Origin of the sequence: Enterobacter cloacae complex sp. IR5401 (genome assembly GCF_049238425.1) — a bacterium.
Classification (GTDB): domain Bacteria; phylum Pseudomonadota; class Gammaproteobacteria; order Enterobacterales; family Enterobacteriaceae; genus Enterobacter; species Enterobacter hormaechei_C.
On sequence record NZ_JBMKHN010000001.1, the window covers coordinates 235,074 to 249,627 of the forward strand.

Annotated in this window: 13 protein-coding genes; 11 read left to right on the forward strand and 2 right to left on the reverse strand. The window is 57.6% G+C overall.

Going from position 1 to position 14,554, the window contains the following annotated elements:
• Positions 1 to 21 precede the first annotated feature (21 nt).
• The 8 genes from nuoG to nuoN all read left to right on the forward strand — a co-directional run bounded on the left by nuoG (position 22) and on the right by nuoN (position 10,048).
• Complete coding sequence (gene nuoG, locus ACOTX1_RS01110) at positions 22 to 2,745, forward strand: NADH-quinone oxidoreductase subunit NuoG (RefSeq protein ID WP_003861488.1); 2,724 nt, start codon at positions 22 to 24, stop codon at positions 2,743 to 2,745.
• Positions 2,742 to 3,719 carry an NADH-quinone oxidoreductase subunit NuoH gene (gene nuoH, locus ACOTX1_RS01115; RefSeq protein ID WP_003861490.1) on the forward strand — a complete coding sequence of 326 codons (978 nt, stop codon included), beginning with the start codon at positions 2,742 to 2,744 and terminating at the stop codon, positions 3,717 to 3,719. Before nuoG ends, nuoH begins: the two co-directional genes overlap by 4 nt.
• 14 nt (positions 3,720 to 3,733) lie before the next feature.
• Entirely contained in the window at positions 3,734 to 4,276 is a 543-nt protein-coding gene (nuoI, locus tag ACOTX1_RS01120; RefSeq protein WP_003861491.1) for an NADH-quinone oxidoreductase subunit NuoI, read from the forward strand.
• A gap of 10 nt (positions 4,277 to 4,286) precedes the next feature.
• Positions 4,287 to 4,841: an NADH-quinone oxidoreductase subunit J gene (nuoJ, locus tag ACOTX1_RS01125; protein ID WP_003861493.1), complete on the forward strand. Its 555-nt coding sequence runs from the start codon at positions 4,287 to 4,289 to the stop codon at positions 4,839 to 4,841.
• Positions 4,838 to 5,140: an NADH-quinone oxidoreductase subunit NuoK gene (gene nuoK / locus ACOTX1_RS01130; protein WP_003861496.1), complete on the forward strand. Its 303-nt coding sequence runs from the start codon at positions 4,838 to 4,840 to the stop codon at positions 5,138 to 5,140. The genes nuoJ and nuoK overlap by 4 nt, the downstream gene beginning before the upstream one ends.
• Positions 5,137 to 6,978 (forward strand): NADH-quinone oxidoreductase subunit L, encoded by a 1,842-nt coding sequence (gene nuoL, locus ACOTX1_RS01135; protein ID WP_003861497.1) that lies wholly within the window; start codon positions 5,137 to 5,139, stop codon positions 6,976 to 6,978. Before nuoK ends, nuoL begins: the two co-directional genes overlap by 4 nt.
• Positions 6,979 to 7,054: 76 nt before the next feature.
• Positions 7,055 to 8,584: an NADH-quinone oxidoreductase subunit M gene (nuoM, locus tag ACOTX1_RS01140; protein WP_003861498.1), complete on the forward strand. Its 1,530-nt coding sequence runs from the start codon at positions 7,055 to 7,057 to the stop codon at positions 8,582 to 8,584.
• A 6-nt stretch (positions 8,585 to 8,590) separates the two neighbouring features.
• The gene (nuoN, locus tag ACOTX1_RS01145; RefSeq protein ID WP_003861500.1) at positions 8,591 to 10,048 is read left to right on the forward strand and encodes an NADH-quinone oxidoreductase subunit NuoN; all 1,458 of its coding nucleotides are present in this window, start codon (positions 8,591 to 8,593) and stop codon (positions 10,046 to 10,048) included.
• A gap of 163 nt (positions 10,049 to 10,211) precedes the next feature.
• On the opposite strand, the gene ACOTX1_RS01150 is transcribed toward nuoN, so the two are convergent.
• Both ACOTX1_RS01150 and rbn read right to left on the reverse strand, forming a co-directional pair.
• On the reverse strand, positions 10,212 to 11,216 hold the full coding sequence (locus ACOTX1_RS01150; RefSeq protein ID WP_003859465.1) for a chemotaxis protein: 1,005 nt from the start codon (positions 11,214 to 11,216) through the stop codon (positions 10,212 to 10,214).
• Positions 11,217 to 11,280: 64 nt separating this feature from the next.
• Entirely contained in the window at positions 11,281 to 12,198 is a 918-nt protein-coding gene (gene rbn / locus ACOTX1_RS01155) for a ribonuclease BN (RefSeq protein WP_003859463.1), read from the reverse strand.
• A gap of 71 nt (positions 12,199 to 12,269) precedes the next feature.
• Between rbn and ACOTX1_RS01160 the strand changes: the two genes are divergently transcribed.
• The 3 genes from ACOTX1_RS01160 (at position 12,270) to menF (ending at position 14,472) form a co-directional block, all read left to right on the forward strand.
• Positions 12,270 to 12,734 (forward strand): GNAT family N-acetyltransferase, encoded by a 465-nt coding sequence (locus ACOTX1_RS01160; protein ID WP_023314583.1) that lies wholly within the window; start codon positions 12,270 to 12,272, stop codon positions 12,732 to 12,734.
• Positions 12,735 to 12,784: 50 nt separating this feature from the next.
• Positions 12,785 to 13,090: a stress response protein ElaB gene (gene elaB, locus ACOTX1_RS01165; RefSeq protein ID WP_017693006.1), complete on the forward strand. Its 306-nt coding sequence runs from the start codon at positions 12,785 to 12,787 to the stop codon at positions 13,088 to 13,090.
• An 86-nt stretch (positions 13,091 to 13,176) separates the two neighbouring features.
• Positions 13,177 to 14,472, forward strand: coding sequence for an isochorismate synthase MenF (gene menF / locus ACOTX1_RS01170; RefSeq protein ID WP_003859458.1), 1,296 nt, complete (start codon positions 13,177 to 13,179; stop codon positions 14,470 to 14,472).
• The last annotated feature ends 82 nt before the right edge of the window (positions 14,473 to 14,554 follow it).

The window sequence follows — 14,554 nt, forward strand, 5'->3', positions numbered from 1 at the left end:
GAGCCAACTGGAAGCATGCTAATGGCTACGATTCATGTAGACGGCAAAGAATACGAAGTCAACGGGGCGGACAACCTGCTGGAAGCTTGTCTGTCTCTTGGCCTCGATATTCCGTACTTTTGCTGGCATCCGGCGCTGGGCAGCGTCGGTGCTTGCCGCCAGTGTGCGGTGAAGCAATATCAAAACGCGGAAGACACGCGTGGTCGCCTGGTGATGTCCTGTATGACGCCAGCCGCCGAAGGCACCTTTATTTCGATTGATGACGAAGAAGCCAAACAGTTCCGTGAAAGCGTGGTGGAGTGGTTGATGACCAACCACCCGCACGACTGTCCGGTGTGTGAGGAGGGCGGTAACTGCCACCTTCAGGATATGACCGTCATGACCGGTCACAGCTTCCGTCGCTATCGCTTTACCAAACGTACCCACCGTAACCAGGATCTGGGGCCGTTCATCTCTCACGAAATGAACCGCTGCATCGCCTGCTACCGCTGCGTGCGTTACTACAAAGATTATGCAGACGGTCAGGATCTGGGCGTGTATGGCGCGCATGACAACGTCTACTTCGGTCGTCCGGAAGACGGTACGCTTGAAAGTGAATTCTCCGGTAACCTGGTAGAAATCTGTCCGACCGGCGTATTCACGGATAAAACCCACTCTGAACGTTACAACCGTAAATGGGACATGCAGTTTGCGCCAAGCATCTGCCAGCAGTGCTCCCTTGGCTGTAACACCAGCCCGGGTGAACGTTACGGCGAACTGCGTCGTATCGAAAACCGTTACAACGGTACCGTTAACCACTACTTCCTCTGCGACCGCGGTCGTTTCGGCTATGGCTATGTGAACCTGAAAGACCGTCCGCGTCAGCCGGTTCAGCGCCGTGGCGATGACGTCATTACCCTCAACGCTGAGCAGGCGATGCAGGGCGCGGCAGATATTCTGCGTCAGTCGAAGAAAGTGATCGGCATTGGCTCCCCGCGCGCCAGCATCGAAAGCAACTTCGCGCTGCGCGAGCTGGTTGGGGCGGAAAACTTCTACACCGGTATCGCCCAGGGCGAGCAGGAACGTCTCCAGCTGGTGCTGAAAGTGCTGCGTGAAGGCGGCATTCACACGCCTGCGCTGCGCGAAATCGAATCTTATGATGCGGTTCTGGTGCTGGGTGAAGATCTGACGCAGACTGGCGCACGCGCGGCCCTGGCGGTTCGTCAGGCGGTGAAAGGCAAAGCACGTGAAATGGCAGCGGCGCAGAAAGTGGCTGACTGGCAGATTGCGGCCATCCTCAACATCGGTCAGCGCGCGAAGCATCCTCTGTTTGTGACTAACGTCGACAACACCCGTCTGGACGATATCGCGGCGTGGACCTACTGCGCGCCGGTTGAAGATCAGGCGCGCCTCGGATTTGCCATTGCCCACGCGCTGGACAGCAACTCGCCGGCCGTTGAACTGGATCGCGACCTGCAAAACAAGGTCGACGTGATTGTTCAGGCGCTGGCGGGGGCGAAGAAACCGCTGATTATTTCCGGTACCAACGCCGGTAGCGCTGAAATCATTCAGGCCGCAGCGAACGTTGCCAAAGCCCTGAAGGGACGCGGCGCTGACGTTGGTGTGACCATGATTGCCCGTGCGGTGAACAGCATCGGTCTGGGTATGATTGGCGGCGGCTCGCTGGAAGATGCGTTAAGCGAACTGGAATCCGGTGCCGCTGACGCCGTTGTGGTGCTGGAAAATGACCTGCATCGCCACGCTTCCGCCGCGCGTGTTGACGCCGCGCTCTCCAGAGCGCCGCTGGTGATGGTTATCGACCATCAGCGCACCGCGATCATGGACAAAGCGCATCTCGTTCTCTCTGCGGCAAGCTTCGCAGAAAGCGACGGGACGGTGATCAACAACGAAGGTCGCGCCCAGCGTTTCTTCCAGGTTTATGACCCGGCCTACTACGACAGCAACACCGTGATGCTGGAAAGCTGGCGCTGGCTGCACTCTCTGCACAGCACCGTGCAGAGCCGTGAAGTTGACTGGACGCAGCTCGACCACGTTATCGACGCGGTTGTTGAGAAACTGCCTCAGCTGGCGGGTATTAAAGATGCCGCGCCGGACGCAAGCTTCCGCATTCGCGGCCAGAAACTGGCGCGTGAGCCGCACCGCTACAGCGGTCGTACCGCGATGCGCGCCAACATCAGCGTGCACGAACCGCGTCAGCCGCAGGATAAAGACACCATGTTCGCCTTCTCGATGGAAGGGAACAACCAGCCGTCTGCGCCGCGTTCGCAAATCCCGTTTGCATGGGCACCGGGCTGGAACTCCCCGCAGGCATGGAACAAATTCCAGGCTGAAGTGGGCGGTCACCTGCGCCACGGCGATCCGGGCGTGCGTCTGATTGAAGCCTCCGAAACCGGTCTGGACTTCTTCACCACCGTTCCGGCGAGCTTCCAGGCGCAGGAAGGTCACTGGCGTATTGCACCGTACTACCATCTGTTCGGTAGCGACGAAATGTCCCAGCGTTCTCCGGTATTCCAGCAGCGTATGCCGCAGCCGTACATCAAGCTCAACCCGGCGGATGCCGCGAAGCTTGGCGTTAACGCGGGTGCGAACATTGCCTTTAGCTACGACGGCCAGACAATCAGCCTGCCGCTGATTATTTCTGAACGCCTGTCAGCAGGGCAGGTGGGTCTGCCGATGGGTATGCCTGGCATCGCGCCGGTCCTGGCGGGTGCGCATCTTGATAACCTTCAGGAGGCAAAAGCATGAGTTGGTTAACGCCGGATCTTATCGACATCCTGCTGAGCATTCTGAAAGCGGTTGTGATTCTGCTGGTGGTGGTCACCTGCGGCGCGTTCATGAGCTTTGGTGAACGTCGTCTGCTCGGTCTGTTCCAGAACCGTTACGGACCGAACCGCGTGGGCTGGGGTGGTTCACTCCAGCTGGTCGCGGACATGATCAAGATGTTCTTTAAAGAGGACTGGGTTCCGCGCTTCTCGGACCGCGTGATCTTTACGCTGGCGCCGATGATCGCCTTCACCTCGCTGCTGCTGGCGTTTGCTATCGTTCCGGTCAGCCCGACCTGGGTGGTCGCTGACCTGAACATCGGCATTCTGTTCTTCCTTATGATGGCAGGCCTCGCGGTTTACGCGGTGCTGTTCGCAGGCTGGTCCAGTAACAACAAATACTCGCTGCTGGGTGCGATGCGTGCTTCCGCGCAGACGCTGAGCTACGAAGTGTTCCTGGGTCTCTCCCTGATGGGCGTGGTGGCGCAGGCCGGTTCATTTAACATGACCGACATCGTCAACAACCAGGCCGACATCTGGAACGTTATCCCGCAGTTCTTTGGGTTTATTACCTTTGCCATCGCGGGCGTGGCGGTGTGTCACCGTCACCCGTTTGACCAGCCAGAAGCCGAACAGGAACTGGCCGACGGTTACCACATTGAATATTCCGGTATGAAGTTCGGTCTGTTCTTCGTGGGCGAGTACATCGGTATCGTCACCATTTCGGCGTTGATGGTAACCCTGTTCTTTGGTGGCTGGCATGGCCCGTTCTTACCGCCGTTCATCTGGTTCGCGCTGAAAACCGCGTTCTTCATGATGATGTTCATTTTGATTCGCGCAGCGTTACCGCGTCCGCGTTATGACCAGGTAATGTCCTTCGGCTGGAAAGTGTGCCTGCCGCTGACGCTCGTCAACTTGTTGGTAACGGCGGCTGTCATTCTCTGGCAGCAGCCATAAGGGGCTTTGAGATCATGACCTTAAAAGAATTATTGGTAGGTTTCGGCACCCAGGTACGCAGTATCTGGATGATCGGCCTGCATGCGTTTGCCAAACGCGAAACCCGGATGTACCCGGAAGAGCCGGTATATCTGCCGCCGCGCTACCGTGGACGTATCGTGCTGACGCGCGACCCGGACGGTTCCGAGCGTTGCGTTGCCTGTAACCTGTGTGCGGTAGCGTGTCCGGTGGGCTGTATCTCTCTGCAAAAAGCAGAGACGGTAGACGGCCGCTGGTATCCTGAGTTCTTCCGCATCAACTTCTCACGCTGCATTTTCTGCGGTCTGTGTGAAGAAGCGTGCCCAACCACGGCGATTCAGCTGACTCCAGACTTTGAGCTGGGTGAGTACAAGCGTCAGGATCTGGTGTACGAGAAAGAGGATCTGCTGATTTCCGGTCCGGGCAAATACCCGGAATATAACTTCTACCGGATGGCGGGTATGGCAATCGACGGCAAAGATAAAGGCGAAGCAGAGAACGAAGCTAAGCCTATCGACGTCAAGAGCCTGTTACCGTAAGGAGAGGGCAATGGAATTCGCTTTTTATATCTGTGGCCTTATCGCCATCCTGGCTACGCTGCGAGTGATCACGCACACCAATCCGGTGCATGCGCTGCTGTATTTAATCATCTCGCTGCTGGCTATTTCCGGGGTGTTCTTTGCGCTGGGCGCGCACTTCGCCGGTGCGCTGGAAATCATCGTCTACGCCGGGGCCATCATGGTGCTGTTCGTGTTCGTGGTGATGATGCTCAACCTGGGCGGCTCTGAAATTGAGCAGGAACGTCAGTGGTTAAAACCGCAGGTGTGGATTGGCCCGGCGATTCTGTCGGCCATCATGCTGGCGGTGATTGTTTACGCCATTCTGGGCGTCAACGACCAGGGTATCGACGGGACGCCAATCAGCGCGAAAGCCGTGGGTATCACCCTGTTTGGTCCGTACGTTCTGGCGGTTGAGCTGGCCTCGATGCTGCTGCTGGCTGGTCTGGTTGTGGCCTTCCACGTTGGCCGCGAAGAGCGTGTCGGCGAGGTGCTGAGCAACCGCACTGACGACCGCGCGAAAAGAAAAACGGAGGAACGCGCATGATCCCCTTAACACATGGACTGATCCTCGCTGCGATTTTATTCGTTCTGGGCTTAACCGGTCTGGTTATCCGCCGCAATCTGCTGTTTATGCTGATCGGTCTGGAAATCATGATCAACGCTTCCGCGCTGGCCTTTGTGGTCGCCGGCAGCTACTGGGGCCAGACCGATGGTCAGGTGATGTACATTCTCGCCATCAGCCTCGCGGCTGCTGAAGCGAGTATTGGCCTGGCGCTGTTGCTACAGCTCCATCGTCGCCGCCAGAACCTGAACATCGATTCAGTAAGTGAGTTGCGTGGATGAACATGCTTGCCTTAACCATTATTTTTCCGCTGATTGGCTTCGTGCTGCTGGCGTTTTCTCGCGGCCGCTGGTCTGAGAATCTGTCTGCCACCGTGGGCATTGGCTCTATCGGCCTGGCTGCGCTGGTCACAGCGTATGCGGGTATCGACTTCTTTAACAATGGACGTCAGGCCTACAGCGTACCGCTGTGGAACTGGATGTCGGTCGGTAACTTCAACATCGGTTTCAACCTGGTGCTGGATGGTCTGTCTCTGACCATGCTCTCCGTGGTCACCGGCGTCGGCTTCCTGATCCACATGTTCGCCTCCTGGTACATGCGCGGTGAAGAGGGATACTCCCGCTTCTTCGCCTACACCAACCTGTTTATCGCCAGCATGGTGGTTCTGGTGCTGGCCGATAACCTGCTGCTGATGTATCTGGGCTGGGAAGGCGTGGGTCTGTGCTCTTACCTGCTGATCGGTTTCTACTACACCGATCCGAAGAATGGCGCAGCGGCCATGAAAGCGTTCGTCGTGACCCGCGTGGGTGACGTCTTCCTCGCTTTCGCGCTGTTCATTCTCTACAACGAACTGGGCACGCTGAACTTCCGCGAAATGGTGGAACTGGCGCCGGCGCACTTCGAAGCAGGCAACAACATGCTGTGGTGGGCAACGCTGATGCTGCTGGGTGGCGCCGTGGGTAAATCCGCGCAGCTGCCGTTGCAGACATGGCTGGCCGACGCGATGGCGGGTCCAACCCCTGTCTCCGCGCTGATCCACGCCGCGACCATGGTTACCGCCGGTGTCTACCTGATTGCGCGTACCCATGGCCTGTTCCTGATGACCCCGGAAATTCTGCATCTGGTGGGTATTGTCGGTGCGGTTACGCTGGTGCTGGCAGGCTTTGCCGCGCTGGTGCAGACCGACATCAAACGCGTTCTCGCGTACTCCACCATGAGCCAGATTGGTTACATGTTCCTGGCGCTGGGCGTTCAGGCGTGGGACGCAGCCATTTTCCACCTGATGACGCACGCGTTCTTTAAAGCGCTGCTGTTCCTCTCATCCGGTTCGGTGATCCTGGCCTGCCACCACGAGCAGAACATCTTCAAAATGGGCGGACTGCGTAAGTCCATCCCGCTGGTCTATGTCTGCTTCCTGGTGGGCGGCGCGGCGCTGGCGGCACTGCCGCTGATTACCGCGGGCTTCTTCAGTAAGGACGAAATCCTTGCGGGCGCCATGGCGAATGGTCATATCAATCTGATGGTTGCGGGTCTGGTCGGTGCGTTCATGACCTCCCTGTACACCTTCCGTATGATTTTCATCGTCTTCCACGGTAAAGAACAAATTCACGCTCACGCAGGGAAGGGGATTACCCACCACCTGCCGCTGATTGTGCTGCTGGTCCTGTCCACCTTCGTTGGCGCGATGATTGTGCCACCGTTGCAGGGTGTACTGCCGGCAACAACCGAGCTTGAGCACGGTCGCGTTCTGACGCTTGAAATCACCTCCGGCGTAGTGGCTATAGCGGGCATCCTGATTGCCGCATGGCTGTGGCTGGGCAAACGCACGCTGGTAACTGCCGTTGCCAACAGCGCGCCGGGCCGTCTGCTGGGCACCTGGTGGTACAACGCGTGGGGCTTCGACTGGCTGTACGACATGATCTTCGTGAAGCCGTTCCTGGGCATTGCGTGGCTGCTGAAGCGCGATCCACTGAACAGCCTGATGAATATCCCGGCGATCCTCTCTCGCTTTGCAGGTAAAGGCCTGCTGTTTAGCGAGAACGGTTATCTGCGCTGGTATGTGGCGTCCATGAGCATCGGTGCGGTTGTCGTGCTGGCGCTGCTGATGGTGTTGCGTTGATCGTAAAGTGAATTTTATTCGAATTCGTTGAAAATCAGGCCCCTGCTGGGGGCCTTAAAAAGGAATGTAAATCGCCATGTTACTACCCTGGCTAATATTAATTCCCTTCATCGGCGGCTTCCTGTGCTGGCAGACCGAACGCTTTGGCGTGAAGATGCCGCGCTGGATCGCGCTGATCACCATGGGATTGACGCTCGCGCTTGGCCTGCAACTGTGGTTGCAGGGTGGCTACTCACTGACCCAGTCTGCGGGCCTTCCGCAGTGGCAGTCTGAGTTCATTCTGCCGTGGATCCCACGTTTCGGTATCACGATCCACCTCGCGATTGACGGTCTGTCGCTGCTGATGGTGGTGCTGACCGGTCTGCTCGGCGTTCTGGCGGTACTTTGCTCCTGGCGAGAAATCGAAAAATACCAGGGCTTCTTCCACCTGAACCTGATGTGGATCCTGGGCGGCGTGATCGGCGTGTTCCTGGCCATCGACATGTTCCTGTTCTTCTTCTTCTGGGAGATGATGCTGGTGCCGATGTACTTCCTGATCGCGCTGTGGGGCCATAAGGCGTCCGACGGTAAAACGCGTATCACGGCGGCCACCAAGTTCTTCATCTACACCCAGGCGAGTGGTCTGGTGATGTTGATTGCCATCCTGGCGCTGGTGTTTGTGCATTACAACGCGACCGGTGTCTGGACCTTCAACTACGAAGATCTGCTGAAGACCCCGATGTCCCACGGCGTGGAATACCTGCTGATGCTGGGCTTCTTTATCGCCTTCGCGGTGAAAATGCCGGTGGTTCCGCTGCATGGCTGGCTGCCAGACGCGCACTCTCAGGCGCCAACGGCAGGTTCCGTTGACCTGGCGGGCATCTTGCTGAAAACCGCGGCTTACGGTCTGCTGCGTTTCTCCCTGCCGCTGTTCCCGAACGCCTCCGCAGAGTTCGCGCCGATTGCCATGTGGCTGGGCGTGATCGGTATCTTCTACGGTGCATGGATGGCCTTCACGCAGTACGACATCAAACGTCTGATTGCTTACACCTCCGTTTCCCACATGGGCTTCGTGCTGATTGCCATCTACACCGGCAGCCAGCTGGCGTACCAGGGCGCGGTGATCCAGATGATTGCGCACGGCCTGTCCGCTGCCGGTCTCTTCATCCTGTGTGGTCAGCTGTACGAACGTCTCCATACCCGCGACATGCGTATGATGGGCGGTCTGTGGGGCAAAATGAAATGGCTGCCGGCGCTCTCGATGTTCTTCGCGGTGGCGACTCTGGGTATGCCGGGTACCGGTAACTTCGTCGGCGAGTTTATGATCCTGTTCGGCAGCTTCAACGTGGTACCGACGATCACCGTCATCTCCACCTTTGGTCTGGTGTTTGCCTCCGTGTACTCGCTGGCGATGCTGCACCGCGCTTACTTCGGTAAAGCGAAGAGTGAAATTGCTGCACAAGAATTGCCGGGGATGTCGCTGCGAGAGCTGTTCATCATCCTGCTGCTGGTCGTACTGCTGGTGCTGTTGGGCTTCTATCCGCAGCCGATTCTGGATACCTCGCACTCCGCGATGGGTAACATCCAGCAGTGGTTTGTTAATTCTGCTTCTACTACAAGGCCGTAATTCGCCATGACAATAACTCCACAACAACTGATCGCGCTGCTACCGCTGCTGATCGTCGGATTGACGGTGGTGGTTGTGATGCTCTCCATTGCGTGGCGACGCAATCACTTCCTGAATGCGACCCTGTCCGTTCTGGGTCTGAACGCTGCGTTAGTCTCCCTCTGGTTTGTTGGCCAGGCGGGAGCGATGGACGTCACGCCGCTGATGCGCGTTGACGGCTACGCCATGCTCTACACCGGTCTGGTGCTGCTGGCGAGCCTGGCAACCTGTACCTTTGCGTACCCGTGGCTCGAAGGATACAACGACAACAAAGAAGAGTTTTACCTGCTGGTACTGATTGCTGCACTGGGCGGCATTCTGCTGGCGAACGCGAACCACATGGCCGCGCTGTTCCTTGGTATTGAGTTGATCTCACTGCCGCTGTTCGGCCTGATTGGTTACGCCTTCCGTCAGAAGCGCTCTCTGGAAGCGGCTATCAAGTACACCATTCTGTCTGCTGCCGCGTCGTCGTTCCTGCTGTTCGGTATCGCGCTGCTGTATGCACAGACGGGTAACCTCTCCTTCCTGGCCATCGGTAAGAGCCTCGGCGACGGCATGATGCATGAGCCGCTGCTGCTGGCGGGTCTGGGCATGATGATTGTTGGCCTTGGCTTTAAACTCTCTCTGGTTCCGTTCCACCTGTGGACGCCAGACGTCTACCAGGGTGCGCCTGCACCGGTCTCTACCTTCCTGGCGACGGCGAGTAAAATCGCTATCTTCGGCGTGGTTATGCGTCTGTTCCTGTACGCCCCGGTGGGTGACAGCGAAGCGGTTCGCGTGGTGCTGGGCATTATCGCGTTCGTTTCTATTATCTTCGGTAACCTGATGGCGCTGAGCCAGACCAACATCAAGCGTCTGCTGGGCTACTCCTCTATCTCCCATCTGGGTTACCTGCTGGTGGCGCTGATTGCGCTGCAAAGCGGTGAAATGTCGATGGAAACCGTGGGTGTGTATCTGGCCGGTTACCTGTTCAGCAGCCTCGGCGCGTTCGGCGTGGTGAGCCTGATGTCCAGCCCGTACCGTGGCCCGGATGCAGATTCCCTGTTCTCCTACCGTGGACTGTTCTGGCACCGTCCGATTCTGTCTGCGGTAATGACCGTGATGATGCTCTCTCTGGCGGGTATCCCAATGACGCTGGGCTTTATCGGTAAGTTCTACGTGCTGGCCGTCGGTGTGCAGGCGGGTCTGTGGTGGCTGACGGCGGGTGTCGTTATCGGCTCCGCGATTGGTCTCTACTACTACCTGCGCGTTGCCGTGAGCCTGTACCTGAGCGCGCCTCAGCAGCTCAACCGCGATGCGCCGTCCAACTGGCAGTACAGCGCCGGCGGTATCGTGGTGCTAATCTCCGCGCTGCTGGTGCTGATCTTCGGTATCTATCCGCAGCCGCTGATTGATATCGTGCAGCGAGCGATGCCGCTGATGTAAAAACAAAAAACCCGCCTCGGCGGGTTTTTTATTGTTTTCTCCCTCTCCCCGTGGGAGAGGGCCGGGGTGAGGGCACCAGCCCGCATAGAGTAAAACATGCCCAGGGCGCTACGCTTGCAGGGCATACGGGTCTTGTAGGTCGGGTAAGCGAAGCGTCACCCGACTAAGCTAACTGCTTCCTGCTTATAAGCGGCCCTTCAATCTTCTTCATCGAGCGGTCCAGCACCTCTTCAATCACCGACGATAGCTCATTTAGCTCAAACTTCGCCACATAGCCGTCCGCCTTCACTTTGCGAATATGATCTTCGTTCGCGTTGCCGGAAAGAGACGAGTGGATCACCACCGGAATATCTTTCAGTACCGGGTCGGTTTTGATTTTGCGCGTCAGCGTAAAGCCGTCCATCTCCGGCATTTCGAGGTCGGTCAATACCAGGGCAATCTTATCGGTAACGGGGACGCCCTCAGCCTGAGCCTGCGCGGCCAACTGAGTGATTTTCTCCCACGCGTCTTTGCCGGTGATATGCAGCTGGGCCGGGATCTCCATCGCCTGCAATCCCTTCTCCAGCATTGAGCGCGCCACTTTCGAATCTTCTGCAACAATCGCGACAGAGCCAGGCTTGATGTTAAATTTGGTGGTTTCCAGATGGGTGGCGTGCAGATCGTGGTTCGCCGGGGTGATGTCGTACAGGATCTGCTCCACGTCCAGCACCATCGCCAGATCGTTGGTATCCGTCTTCTCGTCCAGGCAGGCAATGCTGGTAATGTAGCGACCGCTGACGGCAGTTTCCGCAGCATGCACCTGCTTCCAGTCCAGACGCATGATGTTTTCCACCGATTCCACAGCAAACGCCTGCACGCTGCGGGCATATTCGGTGATCAGCAGGATGTTCAGCCCGGTGGCTGGCTTGCAGCCGGCGACGGCGGCCAGATCGATCACCGGGATCACCTGGTCGCGAATGTTCACCATCCCCATCAGTGGAGACTTCATTCCCGCCGGTTTGGTGAAGGTCGGCATCGGCACAATTTCGCGCAATTTGAACACGTTGATGCCGAACAGCTCGGATTTATTTTCGTTCAGAGAGGTGCCAAGACGGAACAGCAACAGTTCAAAACGGTTGGACAGGGTCAGGTTCGCCCTGTCATCAATATCTTTCTGGAAATTATCCATTCTACCCTCAAGAGAAATGCTGGCCTTTTAATCGTTATCGGCACGCTGAGGGAAAAATGAAGGACTAAACGCTGACCTGAGCAAAATCTTCCGCCAGCTCGCATGCCGGAAATACTTCCCGACACTCTGCCAGCAGGCTTTCAGCGCCGCGGACGTCATAGCGTGAGCTGACGTGAGTAACAATCAGTTTCCGGACGCCAGCCTCACGCGCCAGCTGCGCCGCCTGACGCGTTGAGCTGTGCCCCCGGCTGTTGGCTTTTTCTTCCATCGCCGCTTCCAGCGTCGCCTCATGCACCATCACATCCACACCCCCGGCAAGCCTGAGCGCCGAAGGGCAGGGGGCGGTATCCCCAAAAATAGCCAGTTTTTTGCCTGGCTGCGGCGGCGCGAGGTAATCCTGACCGTTGATGACGCGCCCGTCTTCCAGCGTGACGGTCTCGCCGTGCTTCAGACGCTGGAACAGCGGGCCAGGTTTCACCCCATCGGCCTGCAACGCGGCGGCGTTCAGCGCACCGGGCTTGTCATGCTCCTCAACGCGATAGCCGTAACATTCCACCGGATGGTTAAGCGGGTAAGCGCGCACCTGATAATCTCCGTCGTCGAACACCAGACCTTCGCCGATCTCCACCACCTCCAGCGGATAATCGGTCCACGAGCCGCTCAGGCGCAGCGTGGTTTCAACAAATTCCTGAATACCCGCAGGGCCATAAATGGTCAGCGGGTTAGCGTTACCGGCCATCGAACGGCTACACAGCAGGCCCGGCAGGCCAAACAGATGGTCGCCGTGTAGATGGGTGATAAATATTTTATCCACTTTCCCCGGGTGGTATGAGGTATGCAGCAGCTGATGCTGCGTACCCTCGCCGCAGTCAAACAGCCACAGCCCACCGCGGGTAGGATGCTTAAGATCCAGCAGAATCGCCGTCACGTTTCGTGAGCGGGTTGGCACCCCGGCGGACGTACCCAGAAAAATCAGTTCCATAACGCAATCAGCCCTTTGCCGAATGGGAAGGGGTTTAGTATAACGTGATGAACCCCAGGAAGGAGAAACACATGATCCAGTGGCAAGATCTACACCACAGCGAACTGACCGTGCAGTCACTCTACGCCCTGCTCAAGCTGCGCTGTGAAGTCTTCGTGGTTGAACAAACCTGCCCGTATCAGGATATCGACGGCGATGACCTGGTCGGCGAGAACCGGCACATCCTCGGCTGGCGCGATAACGAGCTGGTGGCGTATGCGAGGATTCTGAAAAGCGAAGAGGAATTTGACCCTGTCGTCATTGGGCGCGTCATTATCAGCGGCCGCGCGCGCGGTGAAAAGCTGGGCTATCAGCTGATGGAAAAAACGCTGGACGCATGCCAGAAACAGTGGCCGGACAAGGCGTTATACCTGGGCGCGCAGGCGCATTTGCAATCATTCTATGGCCATTTTGGTTTTACCCCGGTCACGGACATTTACGACGAAGACGGCATCCCACACATCGGCATGGCACGCGAAGCGAAACAGGCGCAATAGCAATACGTTGTCTATAGTTACCGGACTGGTGTACTAACATGGAGAAAAATATGTCATTTCAATCCTGGGATACCCGAGTCGACGACGACCTGACGCTGCTAAGCGAAACGCTGGAAGAAGTGCTGCGCTCTTCAGGCGATCCTGCCGATCAGAAGTACATTGAGCTCAAAGCCCGCGCCGAGCAGGCGCTGCATGACGTGAAAAACCGCGTCAGTAACGCCTCCGACAATTATTACTACCGCGCCAAACAGGCGGTTTATCGTGCCGACGATTATGTGCATGAAAAACCGTGGCAGGGCATTGGGGTCGGTGCGGCCGTAGGGCTGGTGCTGGGTCTGCTGTTAGCCCGTCGTTAAGTCGGTAAACCACTCCCTACACGTGGGTACTGCTATTTATCGTCAGTACCCCGTATAATATAAGGCTTTAACAGGGAGAGGTTCGCGTGCACTCGATTTTCCTCGCGCTGCAAAGCCTGCGCACTCAGCTTGCGCAAGCTTTGCCTGCTATACCCGGTTTACGCCATTTCGATGTCTCTTTCCCGTTAAACGACGCCTTCGATCCGCTGGCCTGGCTGGGTGTGCAGCGATGCTATCCTCAGTTTTACTGGCAACAGCGCAGCGGCGATGAAGAACTTGCCGCGCTCGGAAGCCTCGCCCAGTTTGATTCTCTGGCTTCGGCCTCGCGGTTTTTGCATGCCCATGACGTAGCCAATGACACCCGTATCTGCGGCCTGAACGCCTTCAACCCGGCGCAGGGCAAGCTGTTTTTACCGCGCCTTCTCTGGCGACGGTCTGGCGGGGTCGCCACGCTGCGTCTGCAACTGTGGAGCGAAACGTCGCTGCGGGAAGATGCCCGTGAGGCGCTGAATTTTGTCGATAACCTGCGCGACGCCGCGCCGATCCGCCCGTTGTCCGTGCAGATTGTGCAGGAAACCCATCATCCGGAAAAACCGGACTGGCTGGCGTTGATTCGTCAGGCGACGGATACCCTTGCTCGCGGTGATTTTGAGAAAGTGGTGCTCGCACGTGCTACAGACGTTCAGTGCCAGCAGCCCGTAAACGCCATCGCGCTGATGGCTGCAAGCCGCGCGCTAAACCTCAACTGCTATCATTTTTGTATGGTCTTTGACGCCAGCAATGCCTTCCTCGGCTCGACGCCCGAGCGCCTGTGGCGGCGACGCGGCACGCTGCTGCGCACTGAAGCGCTGGCAGGCACCGTCGCCAGCCATTCTGACGATAAGCAGGCCCAGCGTCTGGGCGACTGGCTGATGAACGACGATAAAAATCAGCGGGAAAATATGCTGGTGGTGGAAGATATCTGCCAGCGTCTTCAGCACCATACCCGGACGCTGGAGATCCTGCCTGCGCAGGTGCTGCGTCTGCGCAAGGTGCAGCATTTACGCCGCTGTATCTGGACCGAACTTAAACAGCCTGACGACGAACAGTGTCTGCATATTTTGCAACCGACGGCGGCGGTGGCCGGGCTGCCGCGACAGGCGGCCCGAGAATTTATTGCGAAAGTAGAGCCGTTTGACCGGGAGTGGTACGCCGGTTCGGCGGGCTATTTATCGCGCGATCAGAGCGAATTCTGTGTGGCATTACGCTCCGCCCGCGTTCACAACGCTGCGCTGCGTCTTTATGCGGGGGCGGGCATCGTCAGCGGCTCCGATCCTGAGCAGGAGTGGCAGGAGATCGAAAACAAGGCCGCCGGGCTGCGTTCCCTTCTCCTAAGGGATTAATACTGATTCGTGCAATCCCGATTCATATCAAAATTCTGACTTTTTCTATTATTTATACTGTGTCGCATTCTTGATACTGGAC

Excerpts from the sequence above, each read along its gene's own strand:
- nuoG (WP_003861488.1), top strand. The coding sequence starts at position 22 with ATGGCTACGATTCATGTAGACGGCAAAGAATACGAAGTCAACGGGGCG.
- nuoH (WP_003861490.1), top strand. The coding sequence starts at position 2,742 with ATGAGTTGGTTAACGCCGGATCTTATCGACATCCTGCTGAGCATTCTG.
- nuoI (WP_003861491.1), top strand. The coding sequence starts at position 3,734 with ATGACCTTAAAAGAATTATTGGTAGGTTTCGGCACCCAGGTACGCAGT.
- nuoJ (WP_003861493.1), top strand. The coding sequence starts at position 4,287 with ATGGAATTCGCTTTTTATATCTGTGGCCTTATCGCCATCCTGGCTACG.
- nuoK (WP_003861496.1), top strand. The coding sequence starts at position 4,838 with ATGATCCCCTTAACACATGGACTGATCCTCGCTGCGATTTTATTCGTT.
- nuoL (WP_003861497.1), top strand. The coding sequence starts at position 5,137 with ATGAACATGCTTGCCTTAACCATTATTTTTCCGCTGATTGGCTTCGTG.
- nuoM (WP_003861498.1), top strand. The coding sequence starts at position 7,055 with ATGTTACTACCCTGGCTAATATTAATTCCCTTCATCGGCGGCTTCCTG.
- nuoN (WP_003861500.1), top strand. The coding sequence starts at position 8,591 with ATGACAATAACTCCACAACAACTGATCGCGCTGCTACCGCTGCTGATC.
- ACOTX1_RS01150 (WP_003859465.1), bottom strand. The coding sequence starts at position 11,216 with ATGGATAATTTCCAGAAAGATATTGATGACAGGGCGAACCTGACCCTG.
- rbn (WP_003859463.1), bottom strand. The coding sequence starts at position 12,198 with ATGGAACTGATTTTTCTGGGTACGTCCGCCGGGGTGCCAACCCGCTCA.
- ACOTX1_RS01160 (WP_023314583.1), top strand. The coding sequence starts at position 12,270 with ATGATCCAGTGGCAAGATCTACACCACAGCGAACTGACCGTGCAGTCA.
- elaB (WP_017693006.1), top strand. The coding sequence starts at position 12,785 with ATGTCATTTCAATCCTGGGATACCCGAGTCGACGACGACCTGACGCTG.